Source organism: Gordonia sp. ABSL11-1 (assembly GCF_030315685.1).
Classification (GTDB): domain Bacteria; phylum Actinomycetota; class Actinomycetes; order Mycobacteriales; family Mycobacteriaceae; genus Gordonia.
Genome location: NZ_JASXSI010000031.1, coordinates 30,076 through 45,934, shown reverse-complemented (window position 1 = coordinate 45,934; position 15,859 = coordinate 30,076). Strand labels below are relative to the sequence as shown.

13 protein-coding genes and 1 pseudogene are annotated in these 15,859 nt (G+C 68.4%); 7 read left to right on the top strand and 7 right to left on the bottom strand.

The genetic code is table 11. The features are described from left to right. Positions 1 to 100: 100 nt before the first annotated feature. The 3 genes and pseudogenes from QSJ19_RS23960 to QSJ19_RS23950 all read left to right on the top strand — a co-directional run. Positions 101 to 382 (top strand): annotated as a pseudogene (locus QSJ19_RS23960) (CoA-transferase); the annotation flags it as partial. 10 nt (positions 383 to 392) lie between these two features. Continuing rightward, a complete protein-coding gene (locus tag QSJ19_RS23955; protein ID WP_286323534.1) occupies positions 393 to 1,037 on the top strand; it encodes a 3-oxoacid CoA-transferase subunit B in 645 nt (214 codons plus the stop codon). A 134-nt stretch (positions 1,038 to 1,171) separates the two neighbouring features. Further along, a complete protein-coding gene (locus QSJ19_RS23950; RefSeq protein ID WP_286323533.1) occupies positions 1,172 to 1,717 on the top strand; it encodes a molybdenum cofactor biosysynthesis protein in 546 nt (181 codons plus the stop codon). A gap of 340 nt (positions 1,718 to 2,057) precedes the next feature. Here the strand turns inward: QSJ19_RS23950 and QSJ19_RS23945 are convergent, their stop codons facing one another. Together QSJ19_RS23945 and pruA are read right to left on the bottom strand one after the other, a co-directional pair. Then, a complete protein-coding gene (locus QSJ19_RS23945) occupies positions 2,058 to 3,017 on the bottom strand; it encodes a proline dehydrogenase family protein (RefSeq protein WP_286323532.1) in 960 nt (319 codons plus the stop codon). Beyond that, entirely contained in the window at positions 3,014 to 4,654 is a 1,641-nt protein-coding gene (pruA, locus tag QSJ19_RS23940; protein WP_286323531.1) for an L-glutamate gamma-semialdehyde dehydrogenase, read from the bottom strand. Before pruA ends, QSJ19_RS23945 begins: the two co-directional genes overlap by 4 nt. Positions 4,655 to 4,756: 102 nt before the next feature. On the opposite strand from pruA, the gene QSJ19_RS23935 reads away from it, so the two are divergent. Further along, positions 4,757 to 6,376 carry a PucR family transcriptional regulator gene (locus QSJ19_RS23935; RefSeq protein ID WP_286323530.1) on the top strand — a complete coding sequence of 540 codons (1,620 nt, stop codon included), beginning with the start codon at positions 4,757 to 4,759 and terminating at the stop codon, positions 6,374 to 6,376. 73 nt (positions 6,377 to 6,449) lie between these two features. Then, complete coding sequence (locus tag QSJ19_RS23930; protein WP_286323536.1) at positions 6,450 to 6,761, top strand: TraR/DksA family transcriptional regulator; 312 nt, start codon at positions 6,450 to 6,452, stop codon at positions 6,759 to 6,761. Between the two features lie 134 nt (positions 6,762 to 6,895). On the opposite strand, the gene QSJ19_RS23925 is transcribed toward QSJ19_RS23930, so the two are convergent. The 3 genes from QSJ19_RS23925 to QSJ19_RS23915 form a co-directional block, all read right to left on the bottom strand. Then, on the bottom strand, positions 6,896 to 9,067 hold the full coding sequence (locus QSJ19_RS23925; protein ID WP_286323529.1) for a glutamine synthetase III family protein: 2,172 nt from the start codon (positions 9,065 to 9,067) through the stop codon (positions 6,896 to 6,898). A gap of 143 nt (positions 9,068 to 9,210) precedes the next feature. Then, entirely contained in the window at positions 9,211 to 11,169 is a 1,959-nt protein-coding gene (locus QSJ19_RS23920) for a gamma-glutamyltransferase family protein (RefSeq protein ID WP_286323528.1), read from the bottom strand. Positions 11,170 to 11,239: 70 nt separating this feature from the next. After that, on the bottom strand, positions 11,240 to 12,373 hold the full coding sequence (locus QSJ19_RS23915; RefSeq protein ID WP_286323527.1) for an FUSC family protein: 1,134 nt from the start codon (positions 12,371 to 12,373) through the stop codon (positions 11,240 to 11,242). A gap of 62 nt (positions 12,374 to 12,435) precedes the next feature. Here QSJ19_RS23915 and QSJ19_RS23910 point away from each other — a divergent pair, with 62 nt between their 5' ends. Both QSJ19_RS23910 and QSJ19_RS23905 read left to right on the top strand, forming a co-directional pair. Then, the gene (locus QSJ19_RS23910; RefSeq protein ID WP_286323526.1) at positions 12,436 to 12,933 is read left to right on the top strand and encodes a MarR family winged helix-turn-helix transcriptional regulator; all 498 of its coding nucleotides are present in this window, start codon (positions 12,436 to 12,438) and stop codon (positions 12,931 to 12,933) included. A gap of 38 nt (positions 12,934 to 12,971) precedes the next feature. Next, a complete protein-coding gene (locus tag QSJ19_RS23905; RefSeq protein ID WP_286323525.1) occupies positions 12,972 to 13,637 on the top strand; it encodes a nitroreductase family protein in 666 nt (221 codons plus the stop codon). Positions 13,638 to 13,668: 31 nt separating this feature from the next. Here the strand turns inward: QSJ19_RS23905 and QSJ19_RS23900 are convergent, their stop codons facing one another. Together QSJ19_RS23900 and QSJ19_RS23895 are read right to left on the bottom strand one after the other, a co-directional pair. Next, positions 13,669 to 14,346 (bottom strand): ArsR/SmtB family transcription factor, encoded by a 678-nt coding sequence (locus tag QSJ19_RS23900; RefSeq protein ID WP_286323524.1) that lies wholly within the window; start codon positions 14,344 to 14,346, stop codon positions 13,669 to 13,671. Next, positions 14,339 to 15,814 (bottom strand): MFS transporter, encoded by a 1,476-nt coding sequence (locus tag QSJ19_RS23895; RefSeq protein ID WP_286323523.1) that lies wholly within the window; start codon positions 15,812 to 15,814, stop codon positions 14,339 to 14,341. Before QSJ19_RS23895 ends, QSJ19_RS23900 begins: the two co-directional genes overlap by 8 nt. Positions 15,815 to 15,859: the final 45 nt, after the last annotated feature.

Here is a 15,859-nt window from a genome sequence, read left to right as displayed (position 1 = left end):
TTTCGAGATCGGCGACTCACCCACGCCCCACACCAGACCCAAGCAGCTCAACACATTTCAACACACCCGCAGAACCCGATCGGTGGATTGAGGCTAAGGGCTCATCCGCGCGGCCGTCGTGGACAAGGCGGGCAACTGCCGATTCCGCGCCGCCGCACGCAACGTCAATCCGTCGGCCGCGATGTCGGGCCGCACCACCATCGTCGAGGCCGAGAAGGTCGTCGACGTCGGCGAACTCGGACCGGACGAGATCCATCTGCCCGGCATCTTCGTCAAGCGGATCGTCGAGCTGACGCCAGAACAGGCTGCGCGCAAGGAGATCGAACAGCGCACCACCCGCCCGCGACCCGGTCAGACCGCCGCCGAACCGGCCGACCAATAGGAGAGACATCATGACCTGGACCCGTACCGAGATGGCCGCGCGTGCCGCACGCGAACTGCAGGGCGGCGACTATGCGAACCTCGGCATCGGACTGCCGACCCTGATCCCCGATCACCTTCCCGACGACTCCGGCATCATGCTGCACGCCGAGAACGGCATCCTGGGTGTCGGTCCGTATCCCTTTGACGACGAGGTGGATCCGGATCTGATCAACGCCGGCAAACAGACGGTCTCCGTCCTGCCGGGGGCGTCGTACTTCGACTCGGCCACCAGCTTCGCGATGATCCGCGGCGGACACGTCGACGTCGCTGTTCTCGGCGGCATGCAGGTCGCCGGCAATGGCGACCTCGCCAACTGGATGGTCCCCGGAGCGATGGTCAAGGGTATCGGTGGCGCAATGGATCTCGTCAACGGTGCCGGCAAGGTGATCGTCCTCATGGAGCACTCCACCAAGAGGGGCGACCCGAAACTCGTCGCCGAATGTTCCCTGCCGCTGACCGGACGTTCGGTGGTGAGTCGGGTCATCACCGATCTCGGCGTCTTCGACGTCACCGGCTCCGGCTTCGACGTGGTGGAACTCGCCTCGGGCGTCGACTTCTCGACCGTCGAGGCGAAAACCGGAGCAGCGCTGACCGACAGGACCGTCGGCGTCTGACTGCCGGACGAGATCCGCATGAGAGTCACCGCAGAGCGTCGTCGAGTGGATAATCCACCTGTCGACGCGCTGAGGTGACTTTCATGCGCGGCGTTCGGTCGCAATCGGGCTCTGGACGTGCAACCCTCGAAGCCGTGGAGTATCGGTTCGAGATCGTCTCGCTGCTGGTGTCACCGCGTCACGCGTATTTCGGTCGGCCGAAGGACGGTCCGGCCGACGAGGTGGAGACGAGCACGCCGGATTCTGTCGCGATAGTCGCCGACAAAGGGATCCGGGGTGATCGGTTCTACGGCGTCCGCGCGCACACCGAGGCGGCGGTGACGTTTCTGGCCATCGAGGCCTGGCAGTCGGCCGCGGGCGACGCCGACCCGGCCCTTGCGCGACGCAACGTCGTGGTGCGTGGTCTCGAACTGGATCCGTTACGCGGGCGGGAGTTCTCGATCGACACCGGCGACGGCCCGGTTACCTTCCGCGGCGGTCGTCCGGCGCATCCGTGCTCGTGGATGGACACCGTGGCCGGGGAGGGCACGCGCAAGGCGTTGATCGGGCGTGGCGGCCTGCGGGCACAGCCCCTCACCTCCGGTGTCCTGCGGATCGGACCGGCGCTCATCATCACTGACATCGAACTCGATGCCGCCCGCGCCGCCGATCAGGTGAAGCGGGCGCAACCGACCGGGTGAGGGTGACGGGGCCGGCACCAGCCGGAACCGCTACCGGGAGCTGTGCCCGGGTTCTGGGGAAAGCGCCCCGGGAATGTGCCCGGGCTCTGGGAAAGCGCCCCGGGGATGCGCCCGGGCTCTGGGAAAGCGCCCCGGGGATGCGCCCGGACTCGGGAAAGTGCCCCGGGGATGCGCCCGGGAGGAGCGTGTGGATGTCGGCGCGACCGCGCGAGCTGGGACAACGCCGAAAGGCCGGGCGGTTTTCCGGGACATGGAGATTTCTGGGCGCTTCCGGGGGGGGGCGGTTTCCGGCACGACCGACGGCCCGCCTATCGCGACGGCCCGCCTATCCCGACCCCACCTACCTCCGCCCAGCGGCCAACGCCCGCAGGAAGAACCCGAGGTTTGCCGGTCGCTCCGCGAGGCGGCGGACGAAGTAGCCGTACCACTGCTCGCCGTAGGGGATGTACACGCGGACCCGGGAACCGTCGGCGAGCCGTCGTTGTTCGTCGGCGCGAATACCGAAGAGCATCTGGTGTTCCCACGAATCGGGTGATCGTTCTGCCTCGACGGCCATGGTCTGCGCGGCCGCGATCATCACCGGATCGTGGCTGGCGACCATCGGGTATCCGTTGCCCTTCATGAGGATTCGCAGACACCGCAGGTACGCCTCGTCGACGAGTTCGCGCGTGGGATAGGCCACCGACGGCGGCTCGGCATATGCGCCCTTACACAGCCGGATTCGTGCCGCCGAGCCGGCGAACTCCGCACAGTCGTCCTCGGTGCGCCGCAGGTAGGCCTGCAAGACGGTGCCGACGTCCGGGAAGTCGCGTCGGAGCGCACGGACGATGGCGAGGCGTTCGTCGACGGTGGTGTGGTCCTCGGCGTCGACGGTGACGAGCACGCCCGCCTCGTGCGCGGCCGCGGCGATGGTGCGCGCGTTCTCCTCGGCGATCTTGGCTCCGTGATCGGCAAGGGACTGGCCGAGTGCGGTGAGTTTGACCGAGACCTCCAGCCGGGCCGTCGCGATGCCCGATTCCGGCAGGGCGCCCAATGCGCCGATGAGGTCGAGGTAGGCCTCGACCGTGGCCGTGGCCTGCGATTCGTCGGTGGTGTCCTCGCCGAGGAAGTCGACGCTGACCGACAGCCCCTCGTCGAGTTGTGTGCGGATGGCGCCCAGCACATCTCGTTGCGTCTCGCCGGGAACGAACCGTTCGACGACACGGCGGGTCGCGGTGAGCCGTTGCGATGAGTCCTTGATGCGGTCGCTGTGGGATGCGGCGAGGATCATCGGCCGCATCGCGGTGTCGAAGAACGTCATGACGGATCGGCCTGCATGTGCGGATACGCCGACGACGTCGGCGGCACGAACGTCTCCTTGATCGTCCGGGTCGACGTCCAGCGCATCAGATTGGCCTTCGAACCCGCCTTGTCGTTGGTGCCCGACGCGCGGGCCCCACCGAACGGCTGCTGTCCGACGACGGCCCCGGTCGGCTTGTCGTTGACGTAGAAGTTGCCCGCCGCCTGACGCAGCAGATCCGACGCCGTGCCGACGGCATCGAGGTCGGTGGCGATGATCGACCCGGTGAGTGCATAGCGCGCGGTGGAATCCACCAGCCGTAACGTCTTCTCGTACTCGGCATCGTCGTAGACATGGACCGAGAGGATGGGGCCGAAGTACTCGGTGGAGAACGCCTCGTCGGTCGGATCGTCGGACAGCAGCACGGTCGGCCGGACGAAGTACCCCACACTGTCATCGCAGGCCCCTCCGGCCGCGACGGTCATGTGCGGGACGGTCTTCGCGCGGTCGATCGCGGCGACATTCTTGTCGAAGGCGCGTCGATCGATCAGTGCGCCACCGAAGTTGGACAGATCGCGGACGTCGCCATAGGTCAGGTCGTTGGCCTCGCCGAGGAAGTCGTCACCCATCCGGTCCCACACCGACCGCGCGATGTACGCGCGGGACGCGGCCGAGCACTTCTGTCCCTGATACTCGAATGCCCCACGGATCAGCGCCGTGCGCAACACATCCGGGTCGGCCGACGAATGCGCGACGATGAAATCCTTGCCGCCCGTCTCGCCGACGAGACGCGGATAGTTGCGGTAGCGGTCGATGTGCGTGCCGACCTCCCGCCAGAGGTGCTGGAACGTGGCCGTCGAACCGGTGAAATGGATGCCCGCGAGATGCTTGTCGGCGAGGACGACCTCCGAGAGATCCTTCCCGTCGCCGTGGACCAGGTTGATGACGCCCGCGGGCAATCCGGCCGCCTGCAGCAACTCCATGGTCAGCGCGGCGGCGTGCGCCTGGGTCGGCGACGGCTTCCAGATCACCGTGTTGCCCATCAGCATCGGCGCGGTCGGCAGGTTCGCCGCGATGGCGGTGAAGTTGAACGGTGTGATGGCGTAGACGAATCCGTCGAGCGGACGGTGGTCGAGGCGATTCCACACACCTGCCGACGACACCGGCTGCTCGGCGAGGACCTGCCGGGCGAAGGCGACGTTGAAGCGCCAGAAATCGATGAGTTCGCACGGGGCGTCGATCTCGGCCTGCTGCACCGACTTCGACTGCCCGAGCATGGTCGCGGCCGCGATGCGTTCGCGCCACGGTCCGCTCAGCAGGTCGGCGGCTCGCAGGAGCACGCCGGCGCGCTCGTCGAAGGAGGTAGCCGCCCAGCCCGGTGCGACCGACCGCGCGGCGTCGACGGCGGCATGCGCGTCGTCGTGGGTGGCGTTGGCGACGGTGCCGAGCACGTCGTGGTGGGAGTGCGGTTGGACGACGTCGATGGCCTCGCCCGCACCCCGGTGTTCGCGGCCTCCGATGATGTGCGGCAGCTCACGCGGACCAGCCGTGCTCTGCCGATCGAGTTCGGCACGGATACGACGGCGTTCGGGGGTGCCGGGCGCATAGGTGTGCACCGGCTCATTCGACGGTTGTGGGGGAGAGGTGATCGCGTCCATGGGTTCAGTCCACCGGGTCAGCGGCGCGGACGACATGTCAGATCGGTCATCAACGTGCTTGTTTTCTTGTCCGATCGGACAACGGAGGCCGATACTGGCTGGATGACGGCACCGGCGGGAGTGACACTCGGTCGGCTGCTGCTCGCGCTCGACAGGACACTCGCCACTCTCGCGGTCGCACCGGCCGGCCTCGACGTGCGTGTCGCGGCGCCCGCGCTCCTCGACGTCGACGACGTCCGGCTGGGGCTCGGGCGGGCCGCGCGCGGCGCCGACCTCTTCCTGGTCGTCGGTGTTCCCGATGCCGACGTCCTCACCTGGCTGACCGGCCTGGGGACCCGTGTGCCGGTCGCGATCTTCTGCAAGGCACCTTCCGGCGACGTCGTCGCGCGTGCGGAGACGTCGGGCATCGCCGTCGTCGCGATCGATCCGCATGCCCGCTGGGAACGCATCTATCACCTGGTCATGCGGGTGCTGGAGTCCGCCGACGCCGAAGCGCTGCCCGGCGCGGGCGAGTCCATGCGATCGGGTGCGACCGGCGACCTGTTCGATCTGGCCGGGGAGGTCGCCCGACGGACCCGGGGACTGGTCAGCATCGAGGACGAGCGTTCGCACGTCCTGGCCTACAGCAGCGCGGGCGACGAGGCCGACGAACTGCGCAGGCTCTCCATCCTGGGGCGTGAGGGACCGCCGGAGATGATGGCCTGGCTGCGACAGTGGGGTGTGATGGACATCCTGCGGACGACGCCGGACATCGTCACGGTCGCCGCCCATCCCGATCTCGGGGTGCGGGCGCGTCGGGCGGTCGCGATCCGCGGACCCGCGATGGGGTCGTCGGCGCCGGGTGAGTTCCTCGGGGTGCTGTGGTTGCAGCGCGGTGGCGTCGACTTCGCCGACGACACCGACGAGGTCCTCGTCGGTGCGGCCGCCGTCGCCGCGCGGATGATCTCGCGCGGCCGGTCGTGGGGGGACGCCCACGCCGACGTGGTGCGCAGGTTGCTCGGCGTGCGTGGTGAGGTCATCGACGCCGACCACCTCGGCGTCCGTCTCGGCATCGCGGCGGAGTCATCGGTGGTGCTCGTCGGGCTGGCGCCGACGGACGGTTCTCCGGCCACACCCGGCGGGACGGTGGAGCTGTCGGCGCTGACGCTGCACGCCAGTGCCTTCAGTCCGTTGTCGGTGACAACGACGAACGGTGCGCGCGCGTATGTCGTTCTCCCGCAGGTGACGTCGGCAGCGACGGTCACCTGGGCACACGCGGCGCTCGCCGCGGCGGACCGCCAGTTCGGCACACGACTGCGGGCGGTCGTCGCCGGACCCGCGGCGGGACTGGCGTCGGTCCCGACGCTGCGCGGCCAGGTCGACCGTGTGCTCGACGCGGCCGAGCGGGAGGGCGAGCTGATCGGCGACGTGGCCACCGTCGACGAATCGCGGACCGGAGTGTTGCTGGGGGAGATCGTCGCCCATCTCGCGGCCAACCCGGAACTCGTGGACAGCCGGGTCGTCGAGCTGGCCGAGTCCGACGACCGCACCGGCAGCGAGTTCACCGGGTCCCTGCGGGCCTATCTGGACCACTTCGGTGATGTGCGGTCCGCCGCCGCGGCCCTGCATGTGCATCCGAACACGTTGCGCTATCGCATCAGACGCGTGCGCGCCCTGACCGGGATGGACCTCGACGACCCGGCGACGCGGCTCGTCGTCGCACTGTCCCTACGAGTCATCTGAGAGCGGAGACCCTGACGTGACCGATCGAGTCGACTCCATCCGGAACGCGCTGCGGGATGAACGCGCCGAGACGATGGCCCTGATCGAACAGCTGTCGTCGCGGCTGGACGCGGTGATCGAGGCGACCGCGGATTCGAGCTCCGACGACGAGCACGACCCGGAGGGCTCGACGCTCGCGGTCGAACGCGGCCAGCTGGTCGCGCAGCTGGAGCGATCGCGCGTCCGGCTCGACGAGCTCGACGCCGCCCTGGACCGGGTGGGCGCGGGTACGTACGGTCGGTGCGAGATCTGCGGGCGGGAGATCGGTGAGGCGCGGCTGGAGGTGCTCCCGGCCGCACGGTTGTGCATCGGCTGCGCGATGCGGAATCCGTCGCGGCGATGGTGATCCACCGCAGAACGCGCCCACCGACAAACACATGGGGAACTGTCATTCACGGTGGGCATTGCCCGCGTGGATGTACAGCTCCCCATGTGGATGCGGCTGGACAGGCTCCGCCGCGATGGCCGGCCGCGACGGGATCAGAGGATCGTCAGCATCTCGTGGTAGGTCGGCAGCGGCCAGAGATCGTCGGCGACGACGGTCTCCAGCTTGTCGGCGACCGTCCGCACGTCGGTCATTGCCGGGATCAGCGAGGTGAGAGCGTACTCGGCCTCCGCTTCGACTGTCTCCCCGTGGAATCCGTCGATGGCGGACTCGAGGGTCAGCATCGCGGCGTACAGGTCCTTGGTGGACTTGGTCAGCGCCAGCAACACCGGGTGGTCGGTCTCGATGCCGGCCGCCTTGAGGCTGGCCGCGGTTCCGGCCAGCTCGCCCTGATAGCGGTTGGCGGCGGGCAGGATCATCGTCTTGGCGATCTCGAGGGTCTCCTTGGCCTCGACGAGCAGAGCGAGTGAGTACTGCTCCAGGACGACTTCCTTGCGCGCCAGGAGTTCCCGGTTGCTGAGGATGCCGTAGTCGCTCATCACGGACTTGATCTCGGGCTCGTCCAGCTGAGCCATGGCGTCGACGGTCGTGCGCAGATTGAGCAGACCACGCGACGCCGCCTCCTCCTGCCACTCATCGGAGTACCCGTTGCCGTTGAACACGACCTTGCCGTGCTCGACGATGATGTCCTCGAGCAGCTTCTGCACCGCGGAGTTGAACTCGATGCCCTCGGAGAGTTGCTTCTCCAGGAAGGTGGCGACGTAGTCGAGCGACTCGGCCAGCATCGCGTTGATCGCGATCATCGGATCGGCGATCGACTGATTGGAGCCCGGTGCGCGGAACTCGAACCGGTTGCCGGTGAACGCGAACGGGCTCGTGCGGTTGCGGTCGCCGGCGTCGGCCTTCAGCGGGGGCAGGGTGTCCACGCCGAGTTCCAGGACACCGGTCTGCTTGCTCTCCTTGGCACCGCCCTTGGCGATCTGGTCGAACACGTCCGCCAGCTGATCGCCGAGGAAGATGGAGATGATCGCGGGCGGGGCCTCGTTCGCACCGAGTCGGTGATCATTGGATGCCGAGGCGATCGACGCCCGGAGCAACCCGCCGAACTTGTGCACACCGCGGATGATCGCGGCGCAGAACACCAAGAACTGCTCGTTCTCATGCGGGGTGTCACCCGGATTCAACAGATTGCCCTGATTGGAGTTGCCGAGCGAGAAGTTGACGTGCTTGCCGGAACCGTTGACACCGGCGAACGGCTTCTCGTGCAGCAGGCAGACCATGCCGTAACGTTCGGCCACCTTCTTCATCGTGGTCATCATCAGCTGCTGATGATCGTGTGCGAGATTGGACTTCTCGAAGACGGGGGCGAGCTCGAACTGTCCGGGGGCGACCTCATTGTGCCGGGTCTTGGCGGGGATGCCCTGCTTGAACAGCTCGCGGTCGAGTTCGATCATGTAGGCCAGCACGCGGTCGGGGATCGCGCCGAAGTAGTGGTCGTCGAACTCCTGGCCCTTGGAGGGCTTGGCACCCAACAGGGTTCGGTTGGCCGTCATGAGATCGGGACGCGCGAAAAAGAAGTGGCGGTCGATCAGGAAGTACTCCTGCTCGGCGCCGGCATAGGACACGACGGTGTCGATGTCGGTGTGCCCGAACAGGCTCAGCACCCGCATGGCCTGCTTGCTCATAGCCTGCTGGCTGCGCAGCAGCGGGGTCTTCTTGTCCAGGGCCTCACCGGTCCAGGAGATGAAGATCGTCGGGATGCACAGCGTGTTGCCGTTCGGATTCTCCAGGATGTAGGCGGGGCTCGTCACATCCCATCCGGTGTATCCGCGGGCCTCGAAGGTGCCGCGCAGTCCGCCGTTGGGGAAGCTCGACGCGTCCGGTTCACCCTGCAGCAGGGTCTTGCCCTGGAACTCGGCCAGCGACGCCCCCGAGGAATCCGGTTCGAGGAACGAGTCGTGCTTCTCCGCGGTGAAGCCGGTGAGCGGGTAGAAGACGTGCGCGTAGTGCGTCGCACCCTTCTCGATGGCCCAGTCCTTCATCGCCACGGCGACGTAGTCGGCCAGCGTCGGATCGAGCGGAGCGCCCTTGTCGATCGTTGCCGCGACGGCCTTGAAGACGTGCTTGGGCAGACGGTTCTTCATCACCGACAGCGAGAAGACGTTGCGCCCGAAGGTGTCGGCCAGCGGTTCCGGGAATCCGTCGGTCTCCACCTCGTAGGTCGTCACGGCCTCGATGGCCTGACGGCGGGACATACTGCCACTCATGGGTCACTCCTGGGATCGTCACCTCGTCCTCGGCGTCGGGAGTGCATCGAGGGCGATTCGTGGTGTTGCGAGCGATACGACGCTATGGTCGCCACGTACCCGCACCGTTTCCCCTGTGTGACGTGCGTGAAAACAGCTGCGCCTCAGCGCAGGGATGCGTCGTCGCCCATCACCGCGCCCTCGCGTCGGGGATCCGCACCGCCGATCCAGCCGTCGCCGTCGCGCCACAACGCACTCAGACCACTGGACTGATCGTCGACGGACACCTGCTCGCCGCGCTGCCGGAGTCCGGTCACCAGTGCGTCGCGGGCGCCGTCGTCGGCGGTGTCGACGAGCGGATGCTCGCCGCCCACGTTCGATTCGGGGGTGTTGGCCGAGCCGAAGTCGATCATCGACACGGCCTGCTGTGGATCGAGGCCCCAGTCCAGCACCCCGACCAGTGTCTTCACCACGAACTGGATGATCACCGCACCACCGGGTGAACCCAACGCGCCGACGACGGTGTCGGGCTCTCCGCCGGCGCCCGGCGCCATGACCAGGGTCGGCGCCATCGAGGATCGGGGACGCTTGCCCGGTGAGACGCGGTTGGCGAGAAGTGCTCCCGATTCGTCACGCGGTTCCGCTGAGAAGTCGGTGAGCTGATTGTTCAGAACGAACCCGTCGACCATGTGGAAGCTGCCGAATGCCGATTCGACTGTCGTGGTCATCGACGCCACGTTGCCGTACTTGTCGGCGATGGTCACATGGCTCGTGCCGTGTTCGGTTCCCGGATGGCTGCCCAGCGGGACATCGCCGAGATCGCCGGGCTCGGCCTCGCCCAGCGACGTGTTCGGTCTGATCAGCGCGGCACGCTGTTTCAGGTAAGCGGGATCGAGCATCGTCGCGACACCACGACCGGGGAGCGGCACGTAGTCGGGGTCGGCGATGTACTTGTCGCGGTCGGCGTAGGCGAGTCGTTCGGCCTCGTCGACCAGGTGCACGGCGGCAGGATCGGGGCGGCCGCCATCGCGGTCGAGCGCGGTCGGACCCATCGACGGGAGGTCGAAGTTCGAGAGGATGCCCATGGTCGACGCGACCGTGATGCCGCCCGACGACGGGCCCGGCATGGCCACGATCCGGTGGCCGCGGTACCGGGTCGAGACCGGATCCCGGTCGACCGCACGGTAACCGCGGAGGTCCTCGGTCGTCATGAGGCTGGGGGTCATCCCGCCTGCCGTCGAACGGGCCTTGTCGACGATGGCCGCCGCGAGCGGTCCGTTGTACAGCGCGTCTGCGCCGTCGGTTGCCAGCGCGCCGAGGGTCTTCGCGTACGCCGGGTTGACCAGGCGGGTGCCTGCGGCCTTGGGCGTACCGTCGGGATTCAGGAAGTATGCCCGCGCATCCTCGTCGACGGCGAGGTCGTCGGCGGAGTCGGCGATCGCCGACGCCAGGCGCGGGGAGATGTCGAAACCGTTGTCGGACAGCTCGGTTGCTCGATCGAAGAGTTGCCGCCAGTCGAGTCGGCCGTAGCGGTCCTGCACCATCTCGAGCATCCGGACGGCCCCCGGGACGCCGATCGAGCGACCGGACGCGCGCGCATCGGGCACGGGCGCGCGGCGGTCGGTGTCGCTGACGAAGCGCAGATAGTCCTCGGTGGCCGCGGCCGGTGCCGTCTCGCGTCCGTCGAAGGCCCGGACGGTGCGAGACGCCGCGTCGTAGTAGAGGGCGAATGCCCCGCCGCCGATACCCGACGACTGCGGCTCGACGAGACCGAGGACGGTCTGGGCGGTCACGAGAGCATCCGCCGCGGTACCGCCGTCGCGGAGGACGGCACAGGCGGCCTCGGTGGCCAGCGGGTTGGCGGTCGCCGCGGCATACGATGCGGTGGTGACCGGCTGCATCCCCGTGCGGTAACCGGTGGCGACCTCCGGCCGGTTCGCGATGTCAGCCGTCCCGGAAGCGCTTGCGGAGGAATCGATCTGACGACCGGTGGGGATCTCGCCGCAGGTCACCGGCGCGGCCTGGTCGTCGGAGGTGTCCGAGCAAGCGCTGAGGATCAGGCCGGTGCAGAGCGCGGTCGCCGCCCACCGCCGACGACGTCCCGCTCGTGTTGAGCGTTCCATGGGCTCCGACACTATCGGCGCGGACTCCGCCTGTCCCGGGGTTGGCATCGCCACGGTCAGGCGGTCGACGTCAGTCGGAGACGGTCCGATGTTCGATGCCGGTGATGGTCACCGCTGCGATGACGATCCCGACGACGATGCCGATGAGGGTGTCCGCGACGCGGTCGACCGCCGCCTCCGGGGTGAGCCCCGCACTCAGCGCGGTCAGCAGCAACGCCATCGGGGTGACCGCGGTCGAGGCGATCGCATAGTTGACAGGCGCCCAGATCTCGGCGGCGATCTGGCATGCGACGATCGCGACGACCGCGCCCCAGTAGCCGAGTCCGAGGCCGAGGAGGGCGGCGGCGATCACCGCGCCCGCGATGTTGCCGAGCAGGCGCTGCAGCCCGCGCTGCACGGTGATGTGATAGCTGACGCCCTGCATGGCCGCCATCGCGCCCATCGCGGCCCACATCGGGTGGGACAGTCCGACCGCCATCGCGAGCGCGGCGCTCGCGGCGATCGCCGCCACGATGCGGACCGCGTTGACCAGGAGTGCATGATCCGGCCGACGACGCATCGTCGCCCGGATCGACTCGTACCGTACCGCCGTCGAACCGGCCTCGGGTGCATCGTCGACGTGGCTGCGGATGCGGTTCCATGCTCCGCGTGCCAGCCAGGGGGCGAGCGATGCCACCGCACCGCAGATCGTTCCGAGGCCGGTCGCGACAGCTGCTCGCGTGAGGTCGGACAGATCCGCGGCGAATCCCATTGCGCCGTTCGCGGCGAACACGAACACCACTGCACCGGGTCCCGCGACCCGCAGGGTGCCGATCAGCAGCGCGGCGAGGCCGCCCCACAGCGCGATCGTCGTGACCTCGAGCGCCGGGGAGGCGTGGGCGACGCCGAGAACGCTGCCCACGATCACCGACGCGATGATCCCGATGCCCAGCGCGGTGAGGCGTCCCACCCGGACGGAGTAGGGATCCGGGCGGCAGAACGCCGACACCAGCGCCCCGAGTGCCGCGAACCCGGCGACGTCGCGTGCGCCGACGAGTCCGCCGACGACCAGGACGAATCCGACGGCAATGCCCACCCGGATCGGGACCCCGACCGACGCGCGGCTCATGTCGACAGACATCGTCGACCGCCAGGCGCGGGGACTGACCGCATGCGCGAGTGCGCCCCGGCGGTGACGGACGTGCTCGACGACAGTGGTGCCCATGAGAGGTTACTTTATCACTATTTTAGTAGTGAAATAAATGTGAGCGCCCTTACGATGGCTGCGTGAGCACGCCAGATGCGCCCGACCTCGTCGACCGGATTCAGCAGGAATGGGCGCGCTCGTACCCGGATCTCGATGTCCGGCCGATCGGTGTGCTCGGACGCATCCAGCACATCGCCACCGCGAGCAGCCACCGGCTCGACCGGGATCTCGAGCCGCTCGGGGTGTCGAGGTCGGAGTACGACGTGTTGAGCGCGCTCGCGCGGGTGGATCGACCGCTGCGTGCCAGCGAGGTCGTCTCGACGACGCTGCTCAGTGGCGCATCCATCACCAAGATCACCGAGAATCTGTCCCGCCGCGGATTGCTGCGCCGCCGTCGATCGGAGCGTGACGGCCGGGTGGTGCTCCTCGAGGTCACCGACGACGGGCGTGCGCTGGTCGACACCGAGTTGCCGCGCCGGCTCGCCGACGACGAGCGCGCACTGTCGGGTCTGACCCCGGCCGAACGCGACGCGCTGTCCGCGCTCCTGAAGAAGGTGTCCCGCGCCCTCGGGGGATGACGCGCAGCGTTGCCCGACCGGCGGGGCATAGTGGGGACATGGAGTTGTACGACGTCATGCGGACCACCTTCGCCGCACGCGAGTTCACCGACGATCCTCTGCCCGACGAGGTGCTCGCGCGCATCCTCGACAACGCCCGGTTCGCGCCGAGCGGCGGGAACCGCCAGGGAGCGCACATCGTCGTGATCCGCGATCCGGCCACCAAGCATCGGCTGAGCGAGTTCGGGGAGCCGACGGTCCGCCGGTATGTCGCGCAGAAGGCAGCGGGTGAGAATCCGTGGAACCCGGTCCATCCCACCTCCGTCTCCGCCGACGTCATCGAGAACACCGCTGTCCCGGCCAGTTTCGTCGAACCCATCCGTACCGCCCCGGTCGTGCTGGCCGTCGCGGTCGATCTCACCCGGGTGGCCGCCGTCGACCAGGACCTCGACCGCGTCGGCGTCGTCAGCGGCGGATCGGTGTACCCGTTGATCTGGAACATCCTGCTGGGCGCGCGTCAGGAAGGGTTCGGTGGGACCATCACGACGATGGCGGTCCTGGAGGAGGATCAGGTCCGGGAACTGCTCGGCATCCCGGACACCTTCGCGCTCGCCGCGGTGGTGCCGCTCGGCAGGCCGGTGAAGCAGCTGACACGACTCCGCCGACAGCCGGTCGAGGAGTTCGTCACGCGAGAGTCGTTCTCGGGTAAGGGTTTCGGAGTCTGATTCCCTCGTCGATCGAATCCGTCGAGTCTGGTCACGAGGTGCTCAGGGCGCCGCCCGACCGTATCCAGGCGGTGAGGCCACCCTCGACGACCGTGGCGTCGCGGTCGGCCTCCACGAGGGTGCGTGCCGCGTTCGGCGACGCGAGACAGTACGGCCCCTGGCAGTAGGCGATGATCCTCGCGTCGGCGGGCTGTGCGTCGAGCAACTCGCGGATCTGGTCCTGCGGTACGGAGATGGCGCCCGGGATGTGCCCCCGCTCGAACTCCTCGCGGTCGCGGACGTCGACGATCAGCACGGAATCGTCGTCGAGCATCGTGGCCAGATCTGTTGCAGTGACCGGGATCAGATCGCGGTGATCGACGAAATAGGCGTCGATCTCGGCGCGGACCGCACTGACGTTGTCGGCGGCGAACCGTGCGAACGTCCCGAGGAGTGCGGACACCTGGGACGACGCGATGCGGTAGTGGATGCGGACGCCGTCGCGTCGATTGGCGACCAGCTGGGCCGCGCGTAGGATCTGCAACTGTGACGAGGTGTTCTTGAGGCCGAAACCCGCTGTGGCGGCGAGATCCTCGACGGTCCGCTCTCCCTCTTCGAGGATGTCGAGGAGCCGCAGTCGGACGGGACTTGCCAGCGCCTTGCCGACACGGCCGAGTTCGGTGTAGATGCGGAGTTCCGGGAATCCGTCATCGCTGACGTGGTCAGACATGACGGCCTCGGGTCGACGTCGTGAACAGCGGCGGGTCGTCGGCGGGAGCTGTCGGCCGGTTCGGGCGTCGCAGCGACGCGAGTGCGGTCGCCATCCCGACGGCGGCGAGCGCGGCGAAGCCGAACGCGAGGAAGCGGGCCGACACCACCTCGGGGTCATCGTCGGCGCCGACGATCGCGCCCACGGACACCAGCAGTCCGGCGATCGCCGAGCCGAAGGTGTTGGCGACCATCTGGACGGTGTTCACGCCCGCCGACGCTCGTGCGGCCTCGGCGTCGTCGGTGGTGATCGTCATCGCGGCCGTCGCGATGTGCGGGAACGCCATACCGATTCCTGTGCCGGCGACGAAGAGCGCCACGAACCACCCGGCGACGGCGATCGGACCCGAGGAGATCTGCAGGATGCCGTAGACGGCCAGACCGCCGGTGAGCAGGCCGGGCCCGAGGATGCGCACCCGACGCGACGTGGTAGGTCCGTCGGCCCATGTGGTGCTGGCGATCTGAGCGCTCGACCATCCCCATGACAGTGCCGCGCCGAGCATGCCGGCGACCAGCGGTCCCATGCCGGCGATCTCCTGCCCGAACAGCGGGACGAATGCCTCGGTGGTGGATCCGAGGGCCAGCAGGGCCAGCGACGCATACAGCCACTTGAGCGGGTTGGACCTCGTGTAGGCGAGTCGAGGCAGCAGGCCGGCCTCACGTCGCCGGTCGACGAGGACGAAACCGACCATCGTGAGTGCCGCGACGCAGACCAGCACGACGACCGTTCCCGTTCCGGCGAGCACCGCGGCGACCGAGACCGCGACCGTCGCCGCGGCGACGAGCAGCAGCGACAGCACGGGCAGGGGACTGACGTCGGCGGTTGCGGATCGTCGGGACGGCAGCGCGCGTGTGGCCGGGATGACGATGATCGCGGTCACCACGACCAGCAGCCAGAAGGCACCGCGCCATAAGCCGATCTGGGCGAAGAGCCCGCCGAGAATCGGGCCGATCAGGTTGCCGATGCCCCACATCGCGGAGGTGAGGCCGACGGCCCGGACCCAGAGGCGTTCCGGCAGCGCGACGCGGATGACCGCGAACGCCAGGCCGGTGAGCAGACCTCCGCCCAGACCCTGCACCGCGCGGCCGGCGAGCATGATCGACATCGTCGGGGTGAGGGCGCACACGAGCGAACCGACGCCGAACAGGCCGAAGGCGATCAGGTAGGCGCCGCGCGCACCAAAGCGTCCCAGCGATCGGGTCACGAGCATCGAGGCGAAGACCGACGTGATGAGGAAGACGGTCATCACCCAGGCGTAGAGGCGCTGGCCGCCGATGTCGGCGACGGCGCTGGGCAGCGACGCGGCTGTCAGATAGGTGCTCACGGCGTACACCGCGATGCCTCCCGCGAACACCGAGACGGCTGCGCGGTGATCGCGGGCGAACAGGTCGCCCCACGTGCCCGGTGTCGGGGTTGCTCGTTCGGCCATATTCCGAGGATCGTCGGAATACGGGCGCGGGGTCAAATCGATTGC

What these genes read in the sequence shown, in the direction of transcription:
- QSJ19_RS23905 (WP_286323525.1), top strand. Translation starts at nt 12,972, where the DNA reads ATGGAGTTGTACGACGTCATGCGGACCACCTTCGCCGCACGCGAGTTC.
- QSJ19_RS23945 (WP_286323532.1), bottom strand. Translation starts at nt 3,017, where the DNA reads ATGACGTTCTTCGACACCGCGATGCGGCCGATGATCCTCGCCGCATCC.
- QSJ19_RS23925 (WP_286323529.1), bottom strand. Translation starts at nt 9,067, where the DNA reads ATGAGTGGCAGTATGTCCCGCCGTCAGGCCATCGAGGCCGTGACGACC.
- QSJ19_RS23920 (WP_286323528.1), bottom strand. Translation starts at nt 11,169, where the DNA reads ATGGAACGCTCAACACGAGCGGGACGTCGTCGGCGGTGGGCGGCGACC.
- QSJ19_RS23915 (WP_286323527.1), bottom strand. Translation starts at nt 12,373, where the DNA reads ATGGGCACCACTGTCGTCGAGCACGTCCGTCACCGCCGGGGCGCACTC.
- QSJ19_RS23930 (WP_286323536.1), top strand. Translation starts at nt 6,450, where the DNA reads ATGGCCCTGATCGAACAGCTGTCGTCGCGGCTGGACGCGGTGATCGAG.
- QSJ19_RS23955 (WP_286323534.1), top strand. Translation starts at nt 393, where the DNA reads ATGACCTGGACCCGTACCGAGATGGCCGCGCGTGCCGCACGCGAACTG.
- pruA (WP_286323531.1), bottom strand. Translation starts at nt 4,654, where the DNA reads ATGGACGCGATCACCTCTCCCCCACAACCGTCGAATGAGCCGGTGCAC.
- QSJ19_RS23935 (WP_286323530.1), top strand. Translation starts at nt 4,757, where the DNA reads ATGACGGCACCGGCGGGAGTGACACTCGGTCGGCTGCTGCTCGCGCTC.
- QSJ19_RS23900 (WP_286323524.1), bottom strand. Translation starts at nt 14,346, where the DNA reads ATGTCTGACCACGTCAGCGATGACGGATTCCCGGAACTCCGCATCTAC.
- QSJ19_RS23895 (WP_286323523.1), bottom strand. Translation starts at nt 15,814, where the DNA reads ATGGCCGAACGAGCAACCCCGACACCGGGCACGTGGGGCGACCTGTTC.